The organism is Corynebacterium tuberculostearicum, from assembly GCF_046097255.1.
GTDB classification, from domain to species: domain Bacteria; phylum Actinomycetota; class Actinomycetes; order Mycobacteriales; family Mycobacteriaceae; genus Corynebacterium; species Corynebacterium tuberculostearicum_J.
Genome location: NZ_CP175770.1, coordinates 1,307,731 through 1,327,619, shown reverse-complemented (window position 1 = coordinate 1,327,619; position 19,889 = coordinate 1,307,731). Strand labels below are relative to the sequence as shown.

At 59.3% G+C, this 19,889-nt stretch carries 16 protein-coding genes and 1 riboswitch; of the genes, 10 read left to right on the top strand and 6 right to left on the bottom strand.

What is annotated here, in order from left to right:
- Nucleotides 1–34: 34 nt before the first annotated feature.
- The 3 genes from ACKFRY_RS06350 to ACKFRY_RS06340 all read right to left on the bottom strand — a co-directional run bounded on the left by ACKFRY_RS06350 (nucleotide 35) and on the right by ACKFRY_RS06340 (nucleotide 2,718).
- Nucleotides 35–619, bottom strand: a complete 585-nt coding sequence (locus ACKFRY_RS06350) for a heme-copper oxidase subunit III (protein WP_179386734.1) — start codon at nucleotides 617–619, stop codon at nucleotides 35–37.
- A 574-nt stretch (nucleotides 620–1,193) separates the two neighbouring features.
- Nucleotides 1,194–1,625 carry a cytochrome c oxidase subunit 4 gene (locus ACKFRY_RS06345; RefSeq protein WP_005328946.1) on the bottom strand — a complete coding sequence of 144 codons (432 nt, stop codon included), beginning with the start codon at nucleotides 1,623–1,625 and terminating at the stop codon, nucleotides 1,194–1,196.
- 19 nt (nucleotides 1,626–1,644) lie between these two features.
- Nucleotides 1,645–2,718 carry a cytochrome c oxidase subunit II gene (locus tag ACKFRY_RS06340; protein WP_005324460.1) on the bottom strand — a complete coding sequence of 358 codons (1,074 nt, stop codon included), beginning with the start codon at nucleotides 2,716–2,718 and terminating at the stop codon, nucleotides 1,645–1,647.
- 390 nt (nucleotides 2,719–3,108) lie between these two features.
- On the opposite strand from ACKFRY_RS06340, the gene asnB reads away from it, so the two are divergent.
- Nucleotides 3,109–5,031, top strand: a complete 1,923-nt coding sequence (gene asnB, locus ACKFRY_RS06335) for an asparagine synthase (glutamine-hydrolyzing) (protein ID WP_408922503.1) — start codon at nucleotides 3,109–3,111, stop codon at nucleotides 5,029–5,031.
- Between the two features lie 66 nt (nucleotides 5,032–5,097).
- On the opposite strand, the gene ACKFRY_RS06330 is transcribed toward asnB, so the two are convergent.
- Nucleotides 5,098–5,442: an iron-sulfur cluster assembly accessory protein gene (locus ACKFRY_RS06330; protein WP_005324455.1), complete on the bottom strand. Its 345-nt coding sequence runs from the start codon at nucleotides 5,440–5,442 to the stop codon at nucleotides 5,098–5,100.
- A 141-nt stretch (nucleotides 5,443–5,583) separates the two neighbouring features.
- On the opposite strand from ACKFRY_RS06330, the gene ACKFRY_RS06325 reads away from it, so the two are divergent.
- Nucleotides 5,584–6,276, top strand: coding sequence for a DUF3043 domain-containing protein (locus ACKFRY_RS06325; protein WP_302258181.1), 693 nt, complete (start codon nucleotides 5,584–5,586; stop codon nucleotides 6,274–6,276).
- Between the two features lie 12 nt (nucleotides 6,277–6,288).
- Nucleotides 6,289–7,083, top strand: coding sequence for a nicotinate-nucleotide--dimethylbenzimidazole phosphoribosyltransferase (locus ACKFRY_RS06320; RefSeq protein ID WP_408922502.1), 795 nt, complete (start codon nucleotides 6,289–6,291; stop codon nucleotides 7,081–7,083).
- Between the two features lie 8 nt (nucleotides 7,084–7,091).
- Here the strand turns inward: ACKFRY_RS06320 and ACKFRY_RS06315 are convergent, their stop codons facing one another.
- Nucleotides 7,092–8,189: a branched-chain amino acid aminotransferase gene (locus ACKFRY_RS06315; protein ID WP_408922501.1), complete on the bottom strand. Its 1,098-nt coding sequence runs from the start codon at nucleotides 8,187–8,189 to the stop codon at nucleotides 7,092–7,094.
- Nucleotides 8,190–8,292: 103 nt separating this feature from the next.
- On the opposite strand from ACKFRY_RS06315, the gene ACKFRY_RS06310 reads away from it, so the two are divergent.
- From ACKFRY_RS06310 to thiC, 3 genes are all read left to right on the top strand, one after another.
- Complete coding sequence (locus ACKFRY_RS06310; protein WP_316980835.1) at nucleotides 8,293–9,780, top strand: leucyl aminopeptidase; 1,488 nt, start codon at nucleotides 8,293–8,295, stop codon at nucleotides 9,778–9,780.
- A gap of 38 nt (nucleotides 9,781–9,818) precedes the next feature.
- Nucleotides 9,819–10,355, top strand: a complete 537-nt coding sequence (locus ACKFRY_RS06305) for an isochorismatase family protein (RefSeq protein ID WP_005324446.1) — start codon at nucleotides 9,819–9,821, stop codon at nucleotides 10,353–10,355.
- A gap of 316 nt (nucleotides 10,356–10,671) precedes the next feature.
- Nucleotides 10,672–10,782, top strand: a riboswitch (TPP riboswitch).
- On the top strand, nucleotides 10,781–12,562 hold the full coding sequence (gene thiC, locus ACKFRY_RS06300; RefSeq protein WP_250408630.1) for a phosphomethylpyrimidine synthase ThiC: 1,782 nt from the start codon (nucleotides 10,781–10,783) through the stop codon (nucleotides 12,560–12,562). (Overlaps the previous riboswitch by 2 nt.)
- Here the strand turns inward: thiC and ACKFRY_RS06295 are convergent.
- The gene (locus tag ACKFRY_RS06295) at nucleotides 12,554–12,964 is read right to left on the bottom strand and encodes an oxidoreductase (protein WP_239228200.1); all 411 of its coding nucleotides are present in this window, start codon (nucleotides 12,962–12,964) and stop codon (nucleotides 12,554–12,556) included. The two genes, thiC and ACKFRY_RS06295, sit on opposite strands and share 9 nt — an antisense overlap.
- Before the next feature lie 125 nt (nucleotides 12,965–13,089).
- Here ACKFRY_RS06295 and sucB point away from each other — a divergent pair, with 125 nt between their 5' ends.
- The 4 genes from sucB (at nucleotide 13,090) to gcvH (ending at nucleotide 19,816) form a co-directional block, all read left to right on the top strand.
- Entirely contained in the window at nucleotides 13,090–15,135 is a 2,046-nt protein-coding gene (gene sucB / locus ACKFRY_RS06290) for a 2-oxoglutarate dehydrogenase, E2 component, dihydrolipoamide succinyltransferase (protein WP_250408629.1), read from the top strand.
- A gap of 293 nt (nucleotides 15,136–15,428) precedes the next feature.
- Entirely contained in the window at nucleotides 15,429–18,272 is a 2,844-nt protein-coding gene (gene gcvP, locus ACKFRY_RS06285; RefSeq protein ID WP_408922500.1) for an aminomethyl-transferring glycine dehydrogenase, read from the top strand.
- Nucleotides 18,273–18,274: 2 nt separating this feature from the next.
- Complete coding sequence (gcvT, locus tag ACKFRY_RS06280; protein WP_408922499.1) at nucleotides 18,275–19,387, top strand: glycine cleavage system aminomethyltransferase GcvT; 1,113 nt, start codon at nucleotides 18,275–18,277, stop codon at nucleotides 19,385–19,387.
- 36 nt (nucleotides 19,388–19,423) lie between these two features.
- Nucleotides 19,424–19,816 (top strand): glycine cleavage system protein GcvH, encoded by a 393-nt coding sequence (gene gcvH / locus ACKFRY_RS06275; RefSeq protein WP_005324433.1) that lies wholly within the window; start codon nucleotides 19,424–19,426, stop codon nucleotides 19,814–19,816.
- The last annotated feature ends 73 nt before the right edge of the window (nucleotides 19,817–19,889 follow it).

Here is a 19,889-nt window from a genome sequence, read left to right as displayed (position 1 = left end):
ACACGGGAGGACTGTTTGGGGATCTTGGCCAGTGCTACTGGACCAAGTAAATAACGGTGAAGACGCCGATCCACACAACGTCAACGAAGTGCCAGTAGTAGGACACTGCCATTGCTGCGGTCGCCTGTGCCGGCGTGAACTTGGACTTAGCAACGCGCGCGAGGATGATTGCAAAAGAAATCAGACCCGCGGTCACGTGTGCAGCGTGGAAGCCGGTGATGATGTAGAACACCGAACCAAAGACGCTGGACTGCACAGTCACACCTGCGTGAATCAACTCGGTCCACTCAAACGCCATGATGCCCAGGAACACAACGCCCAGTACCAGCGTCACGGTGTACCAGAGTCGAAGCTTGTAAACGTCACCCCTTTCTGCGGCAAACACGCCGAACTGCGAGGTCACAGAAGAAGAAATCAGCACTGCCGTAATGAGGAAACCCATGGGCAGGTTGATATGAGCGGTGTGCTCCGCCCAATCGCCTTCCTGACCGTTAGCTCGCGAGGTAAACCACATCGCGAACAGTCCGGCAAAGAACATCAATTCCTGAGACAGGAACACGATGGTGCCCACGCTGACCATATTGGGTCGGTTCAGCGAGGCAGCACGTGGTGCTGTCATACCTTGGTTAGAAACTACGCTCGTCACAGTGGCTATTATGGCTGTTCTGGGCGCTAAAGTCACCTCGATTCCCCCCGCTTTCTCTATTCTTTTTTGATGCTTCGTCCAGCAAAAGGCCAGCAAGTCAGAGTCAAAAACTTTATTTTTCCAAACGGGAACTTTTCGCCCCGCTTTCCGACGCCCCATTGATGCAGGTGACACCACACGTCGGGCCCTACCCTGAAATTCCGAAGCACCCCGGCCACCCGACGCCCCCACTTATCGATGCACCCGTCCGTGTACCCGAACCCCGCTGCCTGGAGAGATAAATCACACTCCACGAGCCCCCCAAACGCCCTGCTTTACAACTTTCGAACGACCCCCGCAAAAATCGGCTTTTACGTGCCAGAATGCAGAAGAAACGCTATCGCGAACATGCAGCAAGATCAGCCACGCCTCCCCCACCGGTAAAACTTTTTGAAACTCTCGGGAACTTTCTTGCGCCGCGAACGACGCTGGATCGCCAAAGCCCTCCTAGCCATAGTGGCTAGGAGGGCGGAGAAGTTTTAGGCAGGGATTCCTTTACATCGAGGAATTAGTGCTTTTCCTTCGGCAGGCCGTACTGGAGGGACAGGCCGGTGCAGGCCGCGATGAGGCAGACAGCGCCGAGGGCAATCAGCCAGAAGTAGAGGAAGATGATTCCCAAGCCAAGAAGGCCAATGGCGCCAGTCATAGCCAGCGGCCAGATGGAGCCTGGGGAGAAGAAACCAAGGATGCCAGCGGCATCTTCAGTTTCTGCCTCTTCCCAATCCTCTGGCAGGACGTCACTGCGGTCATCGGTGAAGTGAAGGTAAGCACCCAGCATCATGCACAGCAGGAAGGCAAGGAACATGCCCACGATGCCAACCCACTCGGCACCGTAGAGGTAGCCATCGTCCTTAACGAAGGTGACGCCGAAGATGTAGACAATCAGCGAGACAAGAAGGTACGTCGCGATTGAGTAAAAGACTTTCGATGTTGCACGCATTGTGTTGTGTCCTTATCTCTTATGCCGCGGTGTTTACGTAGTTGTCGCCCTTAGCGGTGTCACGCTCGCCGGAGAACGGGTGGGTGGTTACCGCATATGGGTCCTGGCCGATTTCTTCCAGGGCTTCCGCGTTGGTGGCCTCTGGGTTGTCCTCACGGAACTTCAGGTAGGTGTTGAAGTCCTCCGGAGAGACAACGCGGATTTCAAAGTTCATCATCGAGTGGTAGGTACCGCACATCTCAGCACAACGGCCAACGAATGCGCCCTGCTTCTCAATCTTTTCCACCTGGAAGCTTCGCTCCTGAGCGTTTGCCTCTGGGTGTGCGTAGACGTCGCGCTTGAACAAGAACTCCGGTACCCAGAATGCGTGGGACACGTCGCCGGAAGCGAGTCGGAACTCAATCGCAGTATCGGAAGGAAGAACCAGAACCGGAACCTCTTCGGTGGTACCGACGGTCTCAATCTTGTTGTAGTTCAAGTAGGAAAGGTCGCCCATGGACTTGCCGTGGATTGGGTTCGGGTTATCTACACCCTCAGGGTCGTGAGCGGTCTTCTCTGCCTCAGCCTGACGCTCCTTGTCGGCACCGTCGTAGTTCTCACCATTGACGTGATTCTCGGCGTAACCGAACTTCCAGTTCCACTGGAACGCAGTAACGTCAACGACAACCTTCGGATCCTTATCCAAGGCGGTGACCTTCTGCTGAGTCTGAACGGTAAAGAAGAACAGGCCCATGATGATGAGGATCGGGACGATGGTCAGGACCATCTCCAGCGGAACGTTGTACTGGATCTGGCGCGGGAACTCGCCCTTGCCATCCTTCTTTGCCTTCTTCGCGCTCCAGCGGAAGATTGCGGTGAGGAACAGGCCCCACATAATAAAACCAACGATCCATGCCGCAACCCAGACCCAAATCCAGAAGTTGTACATGGCCTCTGCCTCAGGGGTAATACCCTTCGGCCAACCGAATCCCAGGAGGTTCTCTACAGCAGTTGGCGCCTGAACGTCACAACCTGCCAGAGCGAGTCCACCCAGGGCAAGTGCGCCAGCTACGCCCGCCTTGCGGGCAAAGGTGCGCTTATTACGCTGTCCCACGTGTGTTCTGCCTTTCTGTCCACACAAAACTTCTCGAATACTCACAGAGCACTCTTACCCAATCAGAATAGAGGATAATTGCCAGATTCCCAGCCTGTTTAAAGGCGTAAAAGGGCACCTAGTGCACTCATTTCATATTCTCTTTCTGGTAGGTTACCGCCCCACCTGCACAATGTTCCAACCGCACCCCCAGCAGCCACAGAATCCATGTGCGCCAATTCACAGGAATCGGACGGAACCATCATCCGAAAGTTCGCACCCCTATCGGGGAAGCTAATTCCAAGGCAGTCGGCAGGTTTCCTTAAGCCGTGGCGTGTTCTGGTTTCACGCTCTCTGGCCGTAAAGTGGGTGACTAGCAATAGACGCTTATATATAAGGAGCAATCTTTTCATGTGCGGACTTCTTGGTATGCTCGCCGCCACAGGCAACGTAGATAAGTACGTTGACGCGCTGGAACGTTCCCTGCCCTGCATGCGCCACCGCGGCCCAGATGCGGCCGGCACGTGGCATGACGGCGATGCCGCGTTCGGCTTCAACCGCCTGTCCATTATTGACTTGGAGCACTCCCATCAGCCCCTCCGCTGGGGCCCGGAGGACGAGCCCGACCGCTACGCCATGACCTTTAACGGCGAAATCTACAACTACGTGGAGCTGCGCGAAGAGCTCAAGGGCCTCGGCTACACCTTCCACACCGAGGGCGATGGCGAGCCCATCGTGGTGGGCTACCACCACTGGGGCAAGGACGTAGTCAACCACCTGCGCGGCATGTTCGGCATTGTCATCTGGGACACCCACACCAAGACGATGTTTGCCGCTCGCGACCAATTTGGCATCAAGCCGCTGTATTACGCCACTACCGAGGCGGGTACCGTTTTCGCTTCGGAGATGAAGTGCATCTTGGAGATGGCGGATGAGCTCGGTCTAGCTCTCAACCTTGACCGTCGCGCCATTGAGCACTACGTGGACCTGCAATACGTCCCGGAGCCAGAATCCCTCCACGCGAATATTCGCCGCGTTGAATCCGGCTGCACGGTTACCCTTCGTCCAGGCGAAGACGTTGTCGCCGAGCGCTACTTCAAGCCTCGCTTCCCTGTGCAACAGGTAAAGCAAGGCGAAGAGCAGCAGCTATTTAACCGCATTGCAGAAGCGCTGGAAGATTCCGTCGCTAAGCACATGCGCGCCGACGTCACCGTGGGTTCCTTCCTATCTGGCGGTATTGACTCCACCGCTATTGCCACCCTGGCCAAGCGCCACAACCCGGATCTACTGACCTTTACCACCGGCTTCGAGCGTGAGGGCTATTCTGAGGTCGATGTCGCGGCAGAGTCCGCGGAAGCTATTGGTGTGGAGCACATCGTCAAGATTGTCTCTCCCGAAGAATATGCCGAGTCCATTCCAAAGATCATGTGGTATTTGGACAATCCGGTGGCTGACCCATCGCTGGTCCCGCTGTACTTTGTGGCGCAGGAAGCCCGCAAACACGTCAAGGTAGTTCTTTCCGGCGAGGGCGCGGACGAGCTCTTTGGCGGCTACACCATCTACAAGGAACCACTGTCCCTCGCCCCGTTTGAGAAGATCCCTTCCCCACTGCGCCACGGTCTGGGCAAGCTCTCCCAGGTTCTACCCGAGGGCATGAAGGGCAAGTCCCTGCTTAATCGCGGCTCGATGACGATGGAAGAGCGCTACTACGGCAACGCTCGTTCCTTCAACTTTGAGCAGATGCAGCGCGTTATCCCGTGGGCAAAGCGCGAATGGGACCACCGCGAGGTTACCGCCCCCATCTACGCCCAGTCCGAAGACTTTGATCCGGTCGCACGCATGCAGCATTTGGACCTATTCACTTGGATGCGCGGTGACATCCTGGTCAAGGCCGATAAGATCAATATGGCCAACTCGCTGGAGCTGCGCGTGCCATTCTTGGACAAGGAAGTCTTCAAGGTTGCAGAGTCCATCCCTTATGACCTGAAGATTTCGCACGGCACCACCAAGTACGCCCTGCGCAAGGCCATGGAGCAAATCGTCCCGGCGCATGTTCTGCATCGCAAGAAGCTGGGCTTCCCAGTGCCGATGCGCCACTGGCTGGCCGGCGATGAGCTATACGGCTGGGCCCAGGACACCATCAATGAGTCCCAGACCGAGGACATCTTTAATAAGAAGGAAGTTCTCGAGATGCTCAAGGAGCACCGAGATGGCGTTTCCGATCACTCCCGCCGCTTGTGGACCGTCCTGTCCTTTATGATCTGGCACGGCATCTTTGTGGAAAAGCGCATCGATCCGCAGATCGAGCAGCGCGACTACCCAGTCAAGCTCTAAGAGCCTTCCACACAAAAAGAGAGGGTGGGTGCCACTGGCACCCACCCTCTTTGTATTTCCTTCTCTTTAGTTGAAGGAATCGCCACAAGCGCAAGAGCCGGTGGCATTCGGGTTATCAATGGTGAAACCCTGGGACTCAATGGTGTCAGCGAAGTCAATCTTGGCACCGGTCAGGTAGGGAACGGACATCTTGTCCACAACGAGGTTTACGCCGCCTACCTGGTCAACCTTGTCACCATCCAAGGTGCGGTCATCAAAGTAGAGCTGGTAGCGCAGGCCAGCGCAGCCACCAGGCTGGACGGCAATGCGCAGGGAGAGATCGTCGCGGCCCTCCTGATCAAGCAGCGCCTTTGCCTTTGCGGCTGCTGCTTCGGTCAGAATGACGCCGGTTGCGGAAGCTGGAGCGGTCATCACTTCTCCTCAATAAGTATTGGATTCGTTGCCACTACCCTACCCGGTTAGGTCAGGTGGGAAAAGGTAGCCCATACCTTCAACACCATCTGCGCCGGGCCTATTCCCCTATTCACACCTAAACCTTGTAGTGTGAGGAGCGTGAAACTCCCGTGGCAAAAAGATGACAAGACCTCCACTGAGTCTGCTCCTGTACAGGACAAAGCTCAGGCAGAAGTTCAGGAAGAGCCCCAGCGCAAGGGCTATACCCCACCGAAGGGTCGTCCTACGCCAAAGCGCGCAGAGCAAGAGATTGCGCGCGGTGTAAAGCGCGATCCCCATGGCATGTCCGATGCGCAGCGCTACCAGCACCGCAAGGACATGAAGAAGTCCATGAGCAAGGACGAGTGGAAGGAATATAAGAAGAAGGAGCGCCAAGAGCGCCAGCAGGCCAACCGCGAGCAGCAGGCCCGCATGGCAGAAGGCGATCCGCGCTTCCTGCCCGCCCGCGACCAGGGTGAAGTGCGCGCCTATGTACGCGATTGGGTGGATGCCCGCCGCAGCCTGAGCAACTGGGTCATGCCGATGGCCTTGGTGCTCATCGTGGTCATGTTCTTGACCTACGCGGTACCCAGCATTGCGACGATCATCAATGCGGTAGCGATGGTTATCCTCGTTATCTTCGCCATCGAGGGCGTCATTTTGGCCCGCCGCTGCAATAATGCCGTGCGCGCCAAGTTCCCTGGCACCACCGAAGCCGGCTTTAGCCTTGGTTTTTATGCGTATTCTCGCGCCAGCCAGCCGCGCAAGTGGCGCATCCCGCGCCCTCGCGTGGAGCTCGGCGCTGACGTTTAGGGAGGGCTACTCATGGCCATTCCGCAGCCCGATAAGCAGGCACATACCGCACAGGACGCACAGCTCGCCCCTTGGGGGCGCATGACCGACGCCGCTCAATGGCTGGCTGCTTGCCAAGGCGCGGCGCCTGCCCATGAGCCGCGGCGCGTGCGCGCCGTAATTTTCGCGGATCAAGAGACCTCGCTTTCGGCCGCTGAGACCGCCGCGCGTCGCGCTGAGGCCGGGCTGAATGTAGTCACCGTGACGGATTATTCCCAGGCCTACAGCCTTGGAGCCGCAACAGCGGATGCGGAAATTGATGCCGGGGCTGACCTACTCATTCCCGGCGGCGAAGAGCTCGCCCGAGTACCGGCCGTCGTAATGGCAACGATGACGCAAACGGAGCCGGTAGTGATCGTCGGCAAGCAGCGCAGCGTGGAAGACTGGAAGCGCGAGGTCACCGCTATCCGGGACGCCATGTTCCGCGCGCGCAACCTCGAGGGCATGGAGCTGGTTGAATCGTGCCAGTCCACCGTGCTAGCAGCCACGGTGGGGTTCATTGCCCGGGCCGCGGAGCGCCGCACGCCCCTGCTTGTCGACGCCCCCTTGACCGCCACCGCCGCGCTCCTTGCTGAGCGCGATAACCCTGGCGTGAAAGACTGGCTCTTCGCCACCACGCTGTCCACTGCCCCTGCGCATAAGTTGGCGCTGGAAAAGCTAGGGCTCCACCCCCTGATGGAACTGGGAATGGAGCCACAACCTGCGCTCGGCGCGCTCGCGGCGCTGCCGATGCTGCTCACCGGAGTGGAGATCGCCGCGGAGGCCTAAGCAGGGGACTACTTCACTAGGGTATGGAGCCAACCGTGGGTATCCTCCACTGCGCCGCGCTGGATTCCGGTGAGGCGCTCGCGCAGGGCCATGGTGATCTCACCCGCTTCGTTGCCATTGACCTGGAAGTCGGCAGAGTCTCCCATCACGTGGCCCACCGGCGTAATAACCGCGGCAGTGCCACAAGCAAAGGCCTCTGACATCGCGCCGGATTCGGCATCGCGCTGCCACTCTTCGGTAGTAATGCGGCGCTCGGTGACCTCGTAGCCCAAATCCTGGGCTACCTGCAATAGGGATTCGCGGGTAATGCCGGGCAGCAAGGAGCCCGATAGTTCTGGTGTAACAATCTCCGCGCTATCACCAGAGCCATACACAAACATCAGGTTCATTCCGCCCATCTCCTCGATGTAACGGCGCTCAATGGCGTCCAACCAGACCACTTGGTCACAGCCCTTTTCATCCGCCTGGGCCTGCGCCAAGAGCGAGCCTGCGTAGTTGCCCGCAAACTTGGCCGCGCCGGTGCCACCGGGTGCTGCGCGCACGTAGTCAGTGGACAGCCACACGGATACCGGCTTGATGCCGCCGCTGAAGTAGGAGCCCGCTGGGGAGGCAATGAGCACGTAGCGGTAGGAATTGGCGGGGTGAACGCCCAAGGAGACCTCGGTGGAAATCATAAACGGGCGCAGGTACAGCGCTGCTTCCCCGCCGGCTTCTGGTACCCAGTCCTGATCCACCTCCACCAATTGGCGCAGGGACTCAATGAAATCTTCCTGCGGAAGCTCGGGCATAGCCAGGCGCTCAGCAGAATTGATAAAGCGCTGCGCATTGTGGTCCGGCCGGAAGGTAGCGATAGAACCATCCGGCTGACGGTAGGCCTTGATGCCTTCAAAGATTGCCTGCCCATAATGGAATACGTTGCTGGCAGGTTCCATGGTCATCGGTCCGTACGGGCGCACCTGAGCATCGTGCCAGCCCTTTTCTTCGGTCCAGTCAATGGTGACCATGTGGTCCGTAAAGTGCTTGCCAAAGCCGGGGTTGGCGAGGATCTCTCTCAATTCTTCCGCGGACGTGGGGTTATCGGTACGAGTAATCGTGTAATCAAGCATGCCCACAATCTACCCCTTTATCTATAGCGAGGCAGGAATAAGTTCATCGCCGCGCGGTACAGTGGAGGGAAGATTGATAAGCCTTTCCATAAAGGAGGACACAATGGCACAGACCGATCTACCCGCACGCGGCCACTTTCCCCAGGTAAAGCTGGGAAAGAAGGTTCCTAAGAAAGCAGAAGCACTGCTGATCGCTGCATTCGAGGGCGAAGGCGGCCTCGAACTGCCAGGCACCGATCTACTTGGGGGCGCAGCGCTGCGCTCCACTTATGAAGCACTAGTGGCCGTAGGGGCCTCTGGCAAGGCCGGTGAGGTCACGCGCGTGCCGGCTCCGGCTAAGGCCGGCGTGGCCTCCATTATCGCCGTTGGCTTGGGCGATGCTGAAGAGGTAGACGATGAGACGCTGCGCCGCGCTGCCGGGCAGGCCGCGCGTTCCATCACCAAGGTGGGGGCCGTAGCCACCTCGCTAGGCGATTTTGGTATCACCCCAGTGGTAGAAGGCCTCATCCTCGGCGGCTATAAGTACTCTGGCCTGCGCTCTGAATCGGCCGCGGAAACCACCACCTACACCGTGGTGGCGGAGAAGTCCGCACAAGAGGAATTCGACGGCGCCAAGATTACCGCCGAGTCCGTCCTCATCGCCCGCGACCTCGTCAATACCCCTTCCAACCTGCTCTACCCAGAAACCTACGCCGCGTTCCTGTCTGCCCAAGCGGCAGAAGCCGGCCTTGAGGTGGAGGTGTTGGATGAAAAGGCACTGGAAAAGCAGGGCTTTGGCGGCATCATGGCCGTCGGCCGTGGGTCCGCACGTCCGCCGCGCTTGGTCCGCTTGAGCTGGAAGCCGAAGAAGGCCAAGCGCCACGTCGCCCTAGTAGGCAAGGGAATCACTTTCGATACCGGCGGTATTTCCCTCAAGCCGGGCGCCAAGATGTGGGACATGATTTCTGACATGGGCGGTTCCGCTGCAATGGCCGCGGCCATCATCGCTGCGGCAAAGCTGAATCTGAAGGTGGGCATCACCGCTACCCTGCCGCTGGCAGAAAACATGCCGGGCAGCGATGCCACCCGCCCGGGTGACGTCATCACCCACTACGGCGGCATTACCTCCGAGGTTCTCAACACTGATGCGGAGGGCCGCCTCGTGCTTGCCGACGCCATTGCGCGCGCCAGCGAGGACAAGCCCGATTACCTCATCGAAACCGCGACCTTGACCGGTGCCCAGATGGTCGCCCTGGGTGAGCGCACCGCCGGCGTGATGGGCTCGGAAGAATTCCGCGATCGCATGGCCGAGATTGGCCGCGAGGTGGGCGAAAAGGCATGGGCCATGCCTTTGCTAGAGGAACACGAGGAATCCGTGAAGTCCGCCAGCGCCGATATCCGAAATATCAACGCCAAGCGTGAGGGCGGCATGGAATACGCCGGCACCTACCTCCAGCACTTCGTGGGCGAGGGAATCGAATGGGCTCATATCGACGTGGCAGGCCCTTCCTTCAACACCACGGGCGCTTATGGATACACCCCGAAGATGGGCACCGGCGTACCCACCCGCACGGTAATTGCCGCCCTGCGCGAGATTGCTGAATCAAAGTAGCACCACAACAGGCTTAGTGCGTTTAGAATCCTAGAGGCATGAAGCCTGCTTTAATCATCGTTGACGTACAACATGACTTCTGCCCCGGCGGCGCCTTAGGCACTGAGCGGGGCAATGAGGTTGCTGCAAAAATCGCCTCCCTGCAACAGGACTACGAAACCGTCGTAGCCACGCAGGATTGGCATATCGATCCGGGTTCTCACTTTTCAAAGGACCCGGATTTTGTCGATTCTTGGCCGGTGCACTGCGTAGCCGAGTCCCACGGCGCAGCCATGCATGAGGCCATCGGGCCGGCGCAAGCCTACTTCCGCAAGGGCGAATACACCGCCGCCTACTCCGGATTCGAGGGCGCTGCGAACGGCACCTTGCTCGCTGACTGGTTGCGCGAGCGCCACATTGACGCCGTGGATATCGTGGGCATTGCCACCGATCACTGCGTGCGCGCCACGGCTGCCGACGCCCTTAGGGAGGGCTTTTCCGTCCGCGTACTGCGTGAATATTGCTCCCCAGTGGACGAAGCCCGCGGCGAGGCCGCGTTGCAAGAGTTGGCCGCCGCCGGCGCCATCATCTGCTAAACACAGGAAAACGCCTACGGCCCTCGAACCGAATGTGGTCCGAGGGCCGCTGGCGTCTCTCTACAAGGTGTTTCCATGTATCGGCTAAAGTAGCCGCCCTCTGGAAACGGGAGGGGTTCTCTCTATCTCTCTCGCATGCGCTCTCTCAAACGCATGATTTAAGTATGGAATGCCGATATTGGATCCGGGTGTCAAGTACCTGAAAGTTTCCTGTTGAATTGTGCCACCAAGGCTCCTACTACCTCACCTCGGCAAATGCGTCTCCACCAAATTGGCGAAAGCTCTGCGCTACGCGAGACGATTGTTATAGGGTGATCTGCGTCCCCACGGGTGCCCGAGCACGGGCTGAGAGTGCGCTAAAGCTGCGCATAGACCGTTCGAACCTGTTTGGTTAATACCTACGAAGGAAGAGAGGAGCGCTTGCCATGACGGCTGCCCCAGAAAACCACCCTAAGCATTCCTATTCCCCCATTCACCACGACGGTCTAGAAGTTCCAGAGACCGAAATCCAACTGGATGATTCCCCACAAGGCCCCAATGAGCCCTTCCGCGTCTACCGCACGCGTGGGCCAGAATGCGCACCTGAAGTGGGGCTACCGGCCCTGCGCAGCGAGTGGATTAGCGAGCGCGGAGATACCAAAGAGTACGCCGGTCGCGGCCGCGAGCTGGCTGACGATGGACGTGCCGCACAGCGCCGCGGGGCGTCTTCCCAAGAGTGGAAAGGCTCTAAGCGCCCGCCGCTTAAGGCTCAGCCTGGGCGCCGCGTAACTCAAATGCACTACGCTCGCCAAGGAATCATCACCCGCGAAATGGAATTCGTAGCACTGCGTGAGCACTGCGATCCGGAATTCGTTCGCGCTGAGGTAGCTCGCGGCCGCGCCATTATCCCTAATAATGTCAACCACCCCGAGTCTGAGCCCATGATCATTGGGCGAAAATTTCTCACCAAAATCAACGCCAATATTGGTAACTCCGCGGTTACCTCCTCCATCGAGGAAGAAGTGTCCAAACTGCGCTGGGCTACCCAGTGGGGCGCGGACACCGTAATGGATCTTTCCACTGGTGACGATATCCACACCACCCGCGAGTGGATTCTGCGCAATTCCCCAGTTCCCATTGGCACCGTGCCTATTTACCAAGCATTGGAAAAGGTCAATGGCGTGGCAGAGGATCTGACCTGGGAAATCTTCCGCGATACCGTCATCGAGCAATGCGAACAGGGTGTGGACTATATGACCATTCACGCCGGTGTGCTCTTGGCGTATGTACCGCTAGCAAGCAATCGCGTGACCGGCATTGTCAGCCGCGGTGGCTCCATCATGGCGGGATGGTGCCTTGCTCACCACAAAGAGTCATTTCTGTACGAGCACTTCGATGAGCTGTGCGAGATTTTCGCTCAATACGATGTTGCATTTTCGCTTGGCGACGGCCTGCGCCCCGGCAGCCTTGCCGATGCCAACGACGCCGCCCAATTTGCAGAGCTAAAGACTATCGGCGAGCTTACCCGCCGCGCCTGGGAGTATGACGTCCAAGTCATGGTGGAAGGCCCCGGACACGTGCCGCTCAACATGATTCAAGAAAACAACGAACTCGAACAGGACTGGGCTTCAGATGCCCCCTTCTATACCCTCGGCCCTCTAGTTACCGATATCGCCCCTGGCTATGATCACATCACTTCCGCCATCGGTGCCGCCCATATCGCAATGGGTGGTACAGCCATGTTGTGCTATGTCACGCCGAAGGAGCACTTGGGACTGCCCAACCGCGATGATGTAAAAACTGGCGTCATTACTTATAAGATTGCGGCACATTCAGCGGACGTGGCCAAGGGACATCCAGGCGCCCGCGCTTGGGACGATGCCATGAGCAAGGCCCGCTTTGAATTTCGCTGGAATGACCAATTTGCGCTCTCCCTCGACCCAGAGACCGCGCAGGCCTATCACGATGAAACGTTGCCTGCTGAGCCAGCAAAGACCGCACACTTTTGTTCCATGTGTGGGCCGAAGTTCTGCTCCATGCGCATTAGCCAAGACATCCGCGAGATGTTCGGCGGGCAAATGGCCGAGCTGGGCATGCCGACGCTGGGCGACCAGGTCCGCGCGGCAGCCCACGGCTCAGCACCAGAGGAAGGTATGCAGGAAAAATCCGCCGAATTCCGCCGCAACGGGTCTCAAATTTATGTACGCGAGGATGCTGACCTAGCTTAGCTCTCGCCCTGTATCGGGATTTTCGCCGCGCTCAAATCGGGCGCGGCGTTGCCTTTGCTCTTCCCTTTTGCGCAAGATGCGCTGCCTTTCCATGCGATCGCGCATGCGCTGCGGATAGCCGGTTTCTTCTACATCATAAATATCGCAGCTCAATAGTTTGGCCACCGCATCGATGCCCTTTGGCCCGCCGATACGACGGCGAATGAACTCGCCGTTTTCATCCACAACAACAACGGACATCTCATTGACTACCGTTTCCGGCTCCACAAAGGCTTCTATAAAAGCCTTTCCGGCGGCCCACTGTTGCAGATCCTGCGCGTCTTCCGGGCGGACGGTCTCCCCCGGTCCGCGGGGTGGTCGCAGCGACGATCTGGACTTATTGCGGCGGAAAGGGTTGAACATAATTGCCTAGCTTACCCGGAAGGAGGGTAGTTACTAACCCCACATCTGCACGAGGGTGAGCATCACGCTGTAAGATTGTCGGGTAGCGATAGAACACTTCCAACTTTCGAGGAGTCTTATAACTCATGGCGAACTCCGTTGAGATGCCCGAGCTGGGCGAATCCGTAACCGAAGGCACCATCACGCAGTGGCTCAAGTCCGTCGGCGATACCGTCGAGGTCGACGAACCATTGCTCGAGGTCTCCACCGATAAGGTCGATACTGAAATCCCCTCCCCCGTAGCCGGCACCATTATTGAAATTAAGGCTGACGAGGATGACACCATCGAGGTTGGCGAAGTCATCGCCATCATCGGTGACGAGGATGAGGCAGGCTCCGCATCCAACGACTCCTCCGCTGATAAGGGCGAGGAAGAAGCAGAAGAAAAGAAGGAAGAGCCGAAGGCTGACTCCTCCAACGGCGGCTCCGGCGACGCAGCCGACGTGGAAATGCCAGAACTCGGCGAGTCCGTCACCGAAGGCACCATCACCCAGTGGCTGAAGTCCGTTGGCGACACCGTCGAGGTAGACGAACCACTGCTCGAGGTCTCCACCGACAAGGTCGACACCGAAATTCCTTCCCCCGTAGCAGGCACCCTGGTAGAAATCCTCGCCGACGAGGACGACACCATCGAGGTCGGCGAAGTCATCGCCCGCATCGGCGACGAAAACGCCACCGCATCCTCCTCCGAGGCCAAGCCAGAGCCACAGGAAGAAAAGAAGGAAGAGCCCAAGGCAGAAGAAAAGGAAGAGGCGAAGGCTGACTCCTCCAACGGCGGCTCCGGCGACGCAGCCGACGTGGAAATGCCAGAACTCGGCGAATCCGTCACCGAGGGCACCATCACCCAGTGGCTGAAGTCCGTTGGCGACACCGTCGAGGTAGACGAGCCACTGCTCGAGGTCTCCACCGACAAGGTCGACACCGAAATTCCTTCCCCAGTAGCAGGCACCCTGGTAGAAATCCTTGCCGACGAGGACGACACCATCGAGGTCGGCGAAGTCATCGCCCGCATCGGCGACGAAAACGCCACCGCATCCTCCTCCGAGGCCAAGCCAGAGCCACAGGAAGAAAAGAAGGAAGAGCCAAAGGCCGAAGAAAAGGAAGAGAAGAAGCCAGAACCGAAGGCTGAAGAGAAGAAGGAGTCCACGCAGGATTCCTCCCTGAACACCTCTGCCAAGGTCAACAATGGCGACAACGTTCCTTACGTCACCCCACTGGTACGCAAGCTGGCTGAAAAGCACGGCGTAGACCTCAACACCGTTGAGGGCACCGGCGTGGGCGGCCGTATCCGCAAGCAGGACGTGCTCGCCGCTGCTGGCGAGGGCGATGCACCTGCCAAGTCTGCCGCACAGTCCGATAACTCCCCACGCGCACGTTGGTCCACCAAGTCCGTGGATCCGGCCAAGCAGGAGCTCATCGGCACCACCCAGAAGGTCAACCGCATCCGCGAAATCACCGCCGCCAAGATGGTCGAGGCGCTGCAGATTTCCGCGCAGCTGACCCACGTCCAGGAAGTCGACATGACTGCCATCTGGGATATGCGCAAGAAGAACAAGCAGGCGTTCATCGACAAGCACGGTGCAAACCTGTCCTTCCTGCCATTCATCGTGAAGGCTACCGCCGAGGCTCTGGTCTCCCACCCGAACGTCAATGCGTCCTACAACCCAGAGACCAAGGAGATGACCTACCACTCGGACGTCAACATCGCTATCGCTGTTGACACCCCGAAGGGCCTGCTCACCCCGGTCATCCACAAGGCACAGGATATGACCCTGCCGCAGATCGCTCAGCAGATTGCAGAGCTGGCCGATAAGGCCCGCAATAACAAGCTAAAGCCGAACGATCTCACCGGTGCTACCTTCACCGTGACCAACATCGGTTCCGAGGGCGCCATGCTCGATACCCCGATCTTGGTTCCGCCACAGGCCGGCATCCTGGGCACCGCGGCTATCGAAAAGCGCCCGGTCGTTGTCAACGAGAACGGCCAGGACGCCATCGCCATCCGCCAGATGTGCTACCTGCCATTCACCTACGATCACCAGGTAGTTGACGGTGCGGACGCAGGCCGCTTCATCACCACCATCAAGGACCGCCTGCAGACCGCAGACTTCCAGGCAGACCTCGAAGTCTAAAGGTTCTATCGCCGCTTAAAGCCTCTTAGCCCCACCGCGGGGCTAAGGGGCTTTAGCTATGTCTGGGGTGCCAAGTGGGGGTGATGGATCCAAAAAGGCCGGACTAATCCATCCCTTTTTATTCGAGGTGTTGAGGGAGCTTTGCCCCTAAGCCCATGGTGAGCGCACTGGGTGCAGTTCTATACAGTGACGCGCTGCATAAAAGTTTCCAAAGCGGGATCGGCTCACCCATTGTTAAACATATAATTGGGGCGGTTACAGCCACTGTCCCCCTATTAAGGAGTCTCACTGACATGGAATTCATCTCCCGCCACCTAGGGCCGGATTCTGCGGAGCAGGCCACCATGCTTGCGAAGGTAGGCTACGACAGCGTGGACGCGCTGGTCGATGCCGCCATTCCGTCAAAGATCCGCGCCGCAGAACTGCCTCAGCTTCCTGAGGCACTCTCGGAAGATGAAGCGCAGGCTACATTGCGGGAGTACGCCAACCAGAACACCGTGCTGAAGTCCTTCTACGGACAAGGCTTTTCTGACACCCTCACCCCCGCGGTCATCCGTCGCGGTTTATTGGAAGATGCGGGATGGTACACCGCCTATACCCCGTATCAGCCAGAGATCTCCCAGGGTCGTCTTGAAGCGCTATTGAACTTCCAGACCATGATTGAGTCCCTGTCCGGACTGCCCATCGCGAATGCTTCTTTGCTGGACGAGGCCTCCGCCACCGCGGAAGCCGTGGGGCTTATGTCCCGCGCGGTCAAGAAGGGTCGCCGCGTGGTGTTGGATTCTCGCCTGCACCCGCAGGTGCTTACCGTCGCCGCGGAGCGCGCCCGCGCAATTGACCTTGAGGTAGAAATCGTGGACCTGCGCGAAGGCCTCGTGGGCGAGGATCTCATCGGCGCAGTAATCGCCTACACCGGTACCGAGGGCGATATCTTTGACCCCTCCACCATCATCGAGGAGCTGCACACCCGCGGCGCTCTGGCTACCGTGGCCACCGACCCGCTTTCGCTGCTCCTGCTGGAGGCACCTGGCTCGCTGGGCGCCGATATTGTGCTCGGTTCTTCCCAGCGCTTTGGCGTTCCGCTCTTCTTCGGCGGCCCGCACGCTGCGTACATGGCGGTCACGGAAAAGCTCAAGCGCCAGATGCCTGGCCGCATCGTAGGCGTGTCCAAGGACGCGGATGGTCGCCCCGCTTACCGCCTAGCGCTGCAGACCCGCGAGCAGCACATTCGCCGTGAACGCGCTACCTCCAATATCTGTACTGCGCAGGCACTACTGGCTAATGTCGCCTCCATGTACGCCGTCTACCACGGCCCGCAAGGCCTCAAGGCCATTGCCCAGCGCGTCCACGCGCTCGCTTCCTCCTTTGCACAGTCCCTCAAGGATACTGGAAAGCAACTCGTGTCCGAGGACTTCTTCGATACCGTTACCGTCGCCGGCGTAGACGCCGCCACCATCAAGGTTGACCTCCAGAAGGAGGGCTACCTCGTGCGCGTCATTGACGAGGACAAGGTATCGGTGTCCTTTGGTGAGTCGGCAACCAAGGAGGACGTCGCTAAGCTCGCCCAGGCCTTCGGCGCCGAAACTGCTGAGGCCGACTTTGCCCTGCCGGAGAACCTGCAGCGCGGCGAGGAGCCGCTCCAGCACGAAATCTTCAACCGCATTCACTCCGAGACCCAGATGCTGCGCTACCTGCGCAAGCTGGCCGATAAGGACCTGGCGCTCGACCGCACCATGATTCCGCTGGGCTCCTGCACGATGAAGCTCAACCCCACCGCCGCCATGGAACCCATCTCCTGGCCGGAGTTTGCAGGCATCCACCCCTACGCACCAGAAGAAACGACCGCCGGTTGGCGCGCCTTGGTAGAAGAGATTGAGGGCTGGCTGGCCGAGGTAACCGGCTACGCCAAGGTCTCCATCCAGCCCAATGCCGGCTCCCAGGGCGAGCTGGCGGGTCTTTTGGCCATCCGCCGCTATCACGTAGCCAATGGCGATAACGAGCGCGATGTAGTGCTCATCCCAGCTTCCGCGCACGGTACCAATGCGGCCTCGGCAACGCTGGCTAACCTGCGCGTTGTTGTGGTCAAGACCGCCGAGGATGGCTCTATTGACCTGGCGGATTTGGATGACAAGATTGCCAAGCACGGCAACCACATCGCCGGCATCATGGTGACCTACCCGTCCACCCACGGTGTCTTTGACCCCGAGGTCCGCGACGTATGCGATAAGGTCCACGCTGTGGGCGGCCAGGTCTACATCGACGGTGCGAATATGAACGCGCTGACCGGCTGGGCCCGCCCAGGCCAGTTCGGCGGCGATGTTTCCCACCTCAACCTGCACAAGACCTTTACCATTCCGCATGGCGGTGGCGGCCCAGGCGTGGGCCCGGTCGCAGTGGCCGAGCACCTCATCCCCTTCCTACCCACCAACGCCGCGGATCCGCAGCTGGATGCCACCACCGCTACCCCGGTAGGTCAGGGCGTACCAATTACCAATACCAAGTATGGCTCGGCGGGTGTGCTGCCGATTTCCTGGGCGTACCTTGCTATGACCGGTGCGCAGGGACTGGCCCAGGCCTCCGCCCACGCGATTTTGGGCGCGAACTACCTGGCCAAGTCCTTGGAAGATTCCTTCCCTGTGCTCTACACCGGCAACGCTGGCTTGGTTGCGCACGAATGCATCCTGGATCTGCGCGCGCTTACCGACGCCTCCGGGGTCACCGCAGCCGACGTAGCCAAGCGCCTCGTGGACTTTGGTTTCCACGCCCCGACCCTCGCCTTCCCGGTGGCCGGCACCCTCATGGTGGAGCCCACCGAGTCGGAAGACCTGGGCGAGCTGGATCGCTTCATTGAAGCCATGCGCACCATTCGCGCGGAGATCCAAGAGATCATCGACGGCGAGGTTTCCTACGAAGGCTCCGTTATCCACCACGCACCATTTACCGCGGAGTCCATCGGCTCCGATACGTGGGAGTTCGCCTTCAGCCGCGAAAAGGCCGCGTGGCCCGTGAAATCCCTGCGCCACAGCTACAAGTACTTCCCGCCGGTGCGCCGCATCGACGAGGCCTACGGCGACCGCAACCTGGTCTGCAGCTGCCCACCACCAGAAGCTTTCGACATCGACGATTCTGAGGAGTAACCATGACCGAACTACTCACCTCCCCGCTTCATGCCGAGCACGAAAAACTCGGCGCCACTTTCACGGCCTTCGGTCCGTGGAACATGCCCTTGAAGTACCAAAACGAGCTGGATGAGCACCGCGCGGTGCGCAGCACCGCTGGCCTCTTTGACCTATCCCACATGGGCGAAATTTGGGTCAACGGCGCCGACGCCGGCAAGTTCTTGTCCTATGCCTTCATCTCCAACTTCGAGCCCCTCAAGGTGGGCAAGGCCAAGTACTCCATGATTGCCGCTGAAGACGGCGGCATCATCGATGACCTGATTACCTACCGCTTTGAAGAGGACAAATTCCTCGTCGTCCCGAATGCCGGCAACGCCGATACCGTATGGGACGAGCTCAACAATCGCGCCGAGGGCTTCGATGTTTCCCTGAAGAACGAGTCCCGTGACGTCGCCATGATCGCCGTCCAGGGCCCTAAGGCCGCAGAAATCCTCGTCCCGCTGGTAGAAGACAATAAGCAGGACGAGGTGTATAACCTCGGCTACTACGCCGCCACCATGGGCAAGGTAGCGCGCACCTTCGCCATCATCGCACGCACCGGCTACACCGGTGAGGATGGCTTCGAGCTCATCGTGTATAACTCCGATGCCCCGCAGCTGTGGGAAGAACTGCTCAAGGCCGGTGCGGAATACGACCTCAAGCCGTGCGGCCTTGCCGCCCGCGATTCCCTGCGCCTCGAGGCCGGAATGCCGCTCTACGGCAACGAGCTCTCTCGCGATATCACCCCGGTAGAGGCGGGCATGGCGCGTGCCTTTGCCAAGAAGGAGGCCGATTTTGTCGGCGCCGAGGTCATCCGCCAGCGCGCCGCCGAAGGCCCACAGGTGGCGATCACCGGCCTCACCTCCACGCAACGCCGCGCCGCGCGCGCCGGAGCCGAAGTATTCGTGGGAGACAAGAAGGTCGGAACCGTCACCTCCGGTCAGCCTTCCCCCACCCTGGGGCACCCAGTGGCCATCGCGCTGCTGGAAACCAGCGCCGAACTCGAGCCCGGCGCCGAAGTCGAGGTAGAGATCCGCGGCAAGCGCTATCCTTTTGAAGTAACCGCGTTGCCGTTCTACAAGCGCGATAAGTAAACACTTTCTCAACCAGCCCGAAAGGACTACATCACCATGGCTACCCTTCCACAAGATTTCTCCTACTCCGAAGACCACGAGTGGGTCAACGCCACCGCTGACGCCGTCGCTGGCGCTACCGTGCGCATCGGCATTACCTCCGTCGCTGCCGATCGCCTGGGCGAGGTCGTCTTTGCCGAGCTACCGGAAGTAGGCGATACCGTCACCGCCGGCGAGTCCTGCGGCGAAGTCGAATCCACCAAGTCCGTCTCTGACCTCTACTCCCCTGTCACCGGCACCGTCAAGGCCGTCAACGAGGCCGTACACGATGACTACGCCGTCATCAACAACGACCCGTTTGGGGAGGGCTGGCTCTTCGAGGTCGAGGTAGATGAGGCCGGCGAGCTCATGGATGCCGCCGCCTACGCATCCGCCAACGGCCTGGACTAATTCGGCCCCACGCGGGAGGGTGTGCCACGCGCATCCTCCCGCTTTGCTTTGCCCACCGCACCAGAGGAAACTT

Excerpts from the sequence above, each read along its gene's own strand:
- ACKFRY_RS06350 (WP_179386734.1), bottom strand. The coding sequence starts at position 619 with ATGACAGCACCACGTGCTGCCTCGCTGAACCGACCCAATATGGTCAGC.
- ACKFRY_RS06345 (WP_005328946.1), bottom strand. The coding sequence starts at position 1,625 with ATGCGTGCAACATCGAAAGTCTTTTACTCAATCGCGACGTACCTTCTT.
- asnB (WP_408922503.1), top strand. The coding sequence starts at position 3,109 with ATGTGCGGACTTCTTGGTATGCTCGCCGCCACAGGCAACGTAGATAAG.
- ACKFRY_RS06330 (WP_005324455.1), bottom strand. The coding sequence starts at position 5,442 with ATGACCGCTCCAGCTTCCGCAACCGGCGTCATTCTGACCGAAGCAGCA.
- ACKFRY_RS06320 (WP_408922502.1), top strand. The coding sequence starts at position 6,289 with ATGGCCATTCCGCAGCCCGATAAGCAGGCACATACCGCACAGGACGCA.
- ACKFRY_RS06315 (WP_408922501.1), bottom strand. The coding sequence starts at position 8,189 with ATGCTTGATTACACGATTACTCGTACCGATAACCCCACGTCCGCGGAA.
- ACKFRY_RS06310 (WP_316980835.1), top strand. The coding sequence starts at position 8,293 with ATGGCACAGACCGATCTACCCGCACGCGGCCACTTTCCCCAGGTAAAG.
- ACKFRY_RS06305 (WP_005324446.1), top strand. The coding sequence starts at position 9,819 with ATGAAGCCTGCTTTAATCATCGTTGACGTACAACATGACTTCTGCCCC.
- thiC (WP_250408630.1), top strand. The coding sequence starts at position 10,781 with ATGACGGCTGCCCCAGAAAACCACCCTAAGCATTCCTATTCCCCCATT.
- ACKFRY_RS06295 (WP_239228200.1), bottom strand. The coding sequence starts at position 12,964 with ATGTTCAACCCTTTCCGCCGCAATAAGTCCAGATCGTCGCTGCGACCA.
- sucB (WP_250408629.1), top strand. The coding sequence starts at position 13,090 with ATGGCGAACTCCGTTGAGATGCCCGAGCTGGGCGAATCCGTAACCGAA.
- gcvP (WP_408922500.1), top strand. The coding sequence starts at position 15,429 with ATGGAATTCATCTCCCGCCACCTAGGGCCGGATTCTGCGGAGCAGGCC.
- gcvT (WP_408922499.1), top strand. The coding sequence starts at position 18,275 with ATGACCGAACTACTCACCTCCCCGCTTCATGCCGAGCACGAAAAACTC.
- gcvH (WP_005324433.1), top strand. The coding sequence starts at position 19,424 with ATGGCTACCCTTCCACAAGATTTCTCCTACTCCGAAGACCACGAGTGG.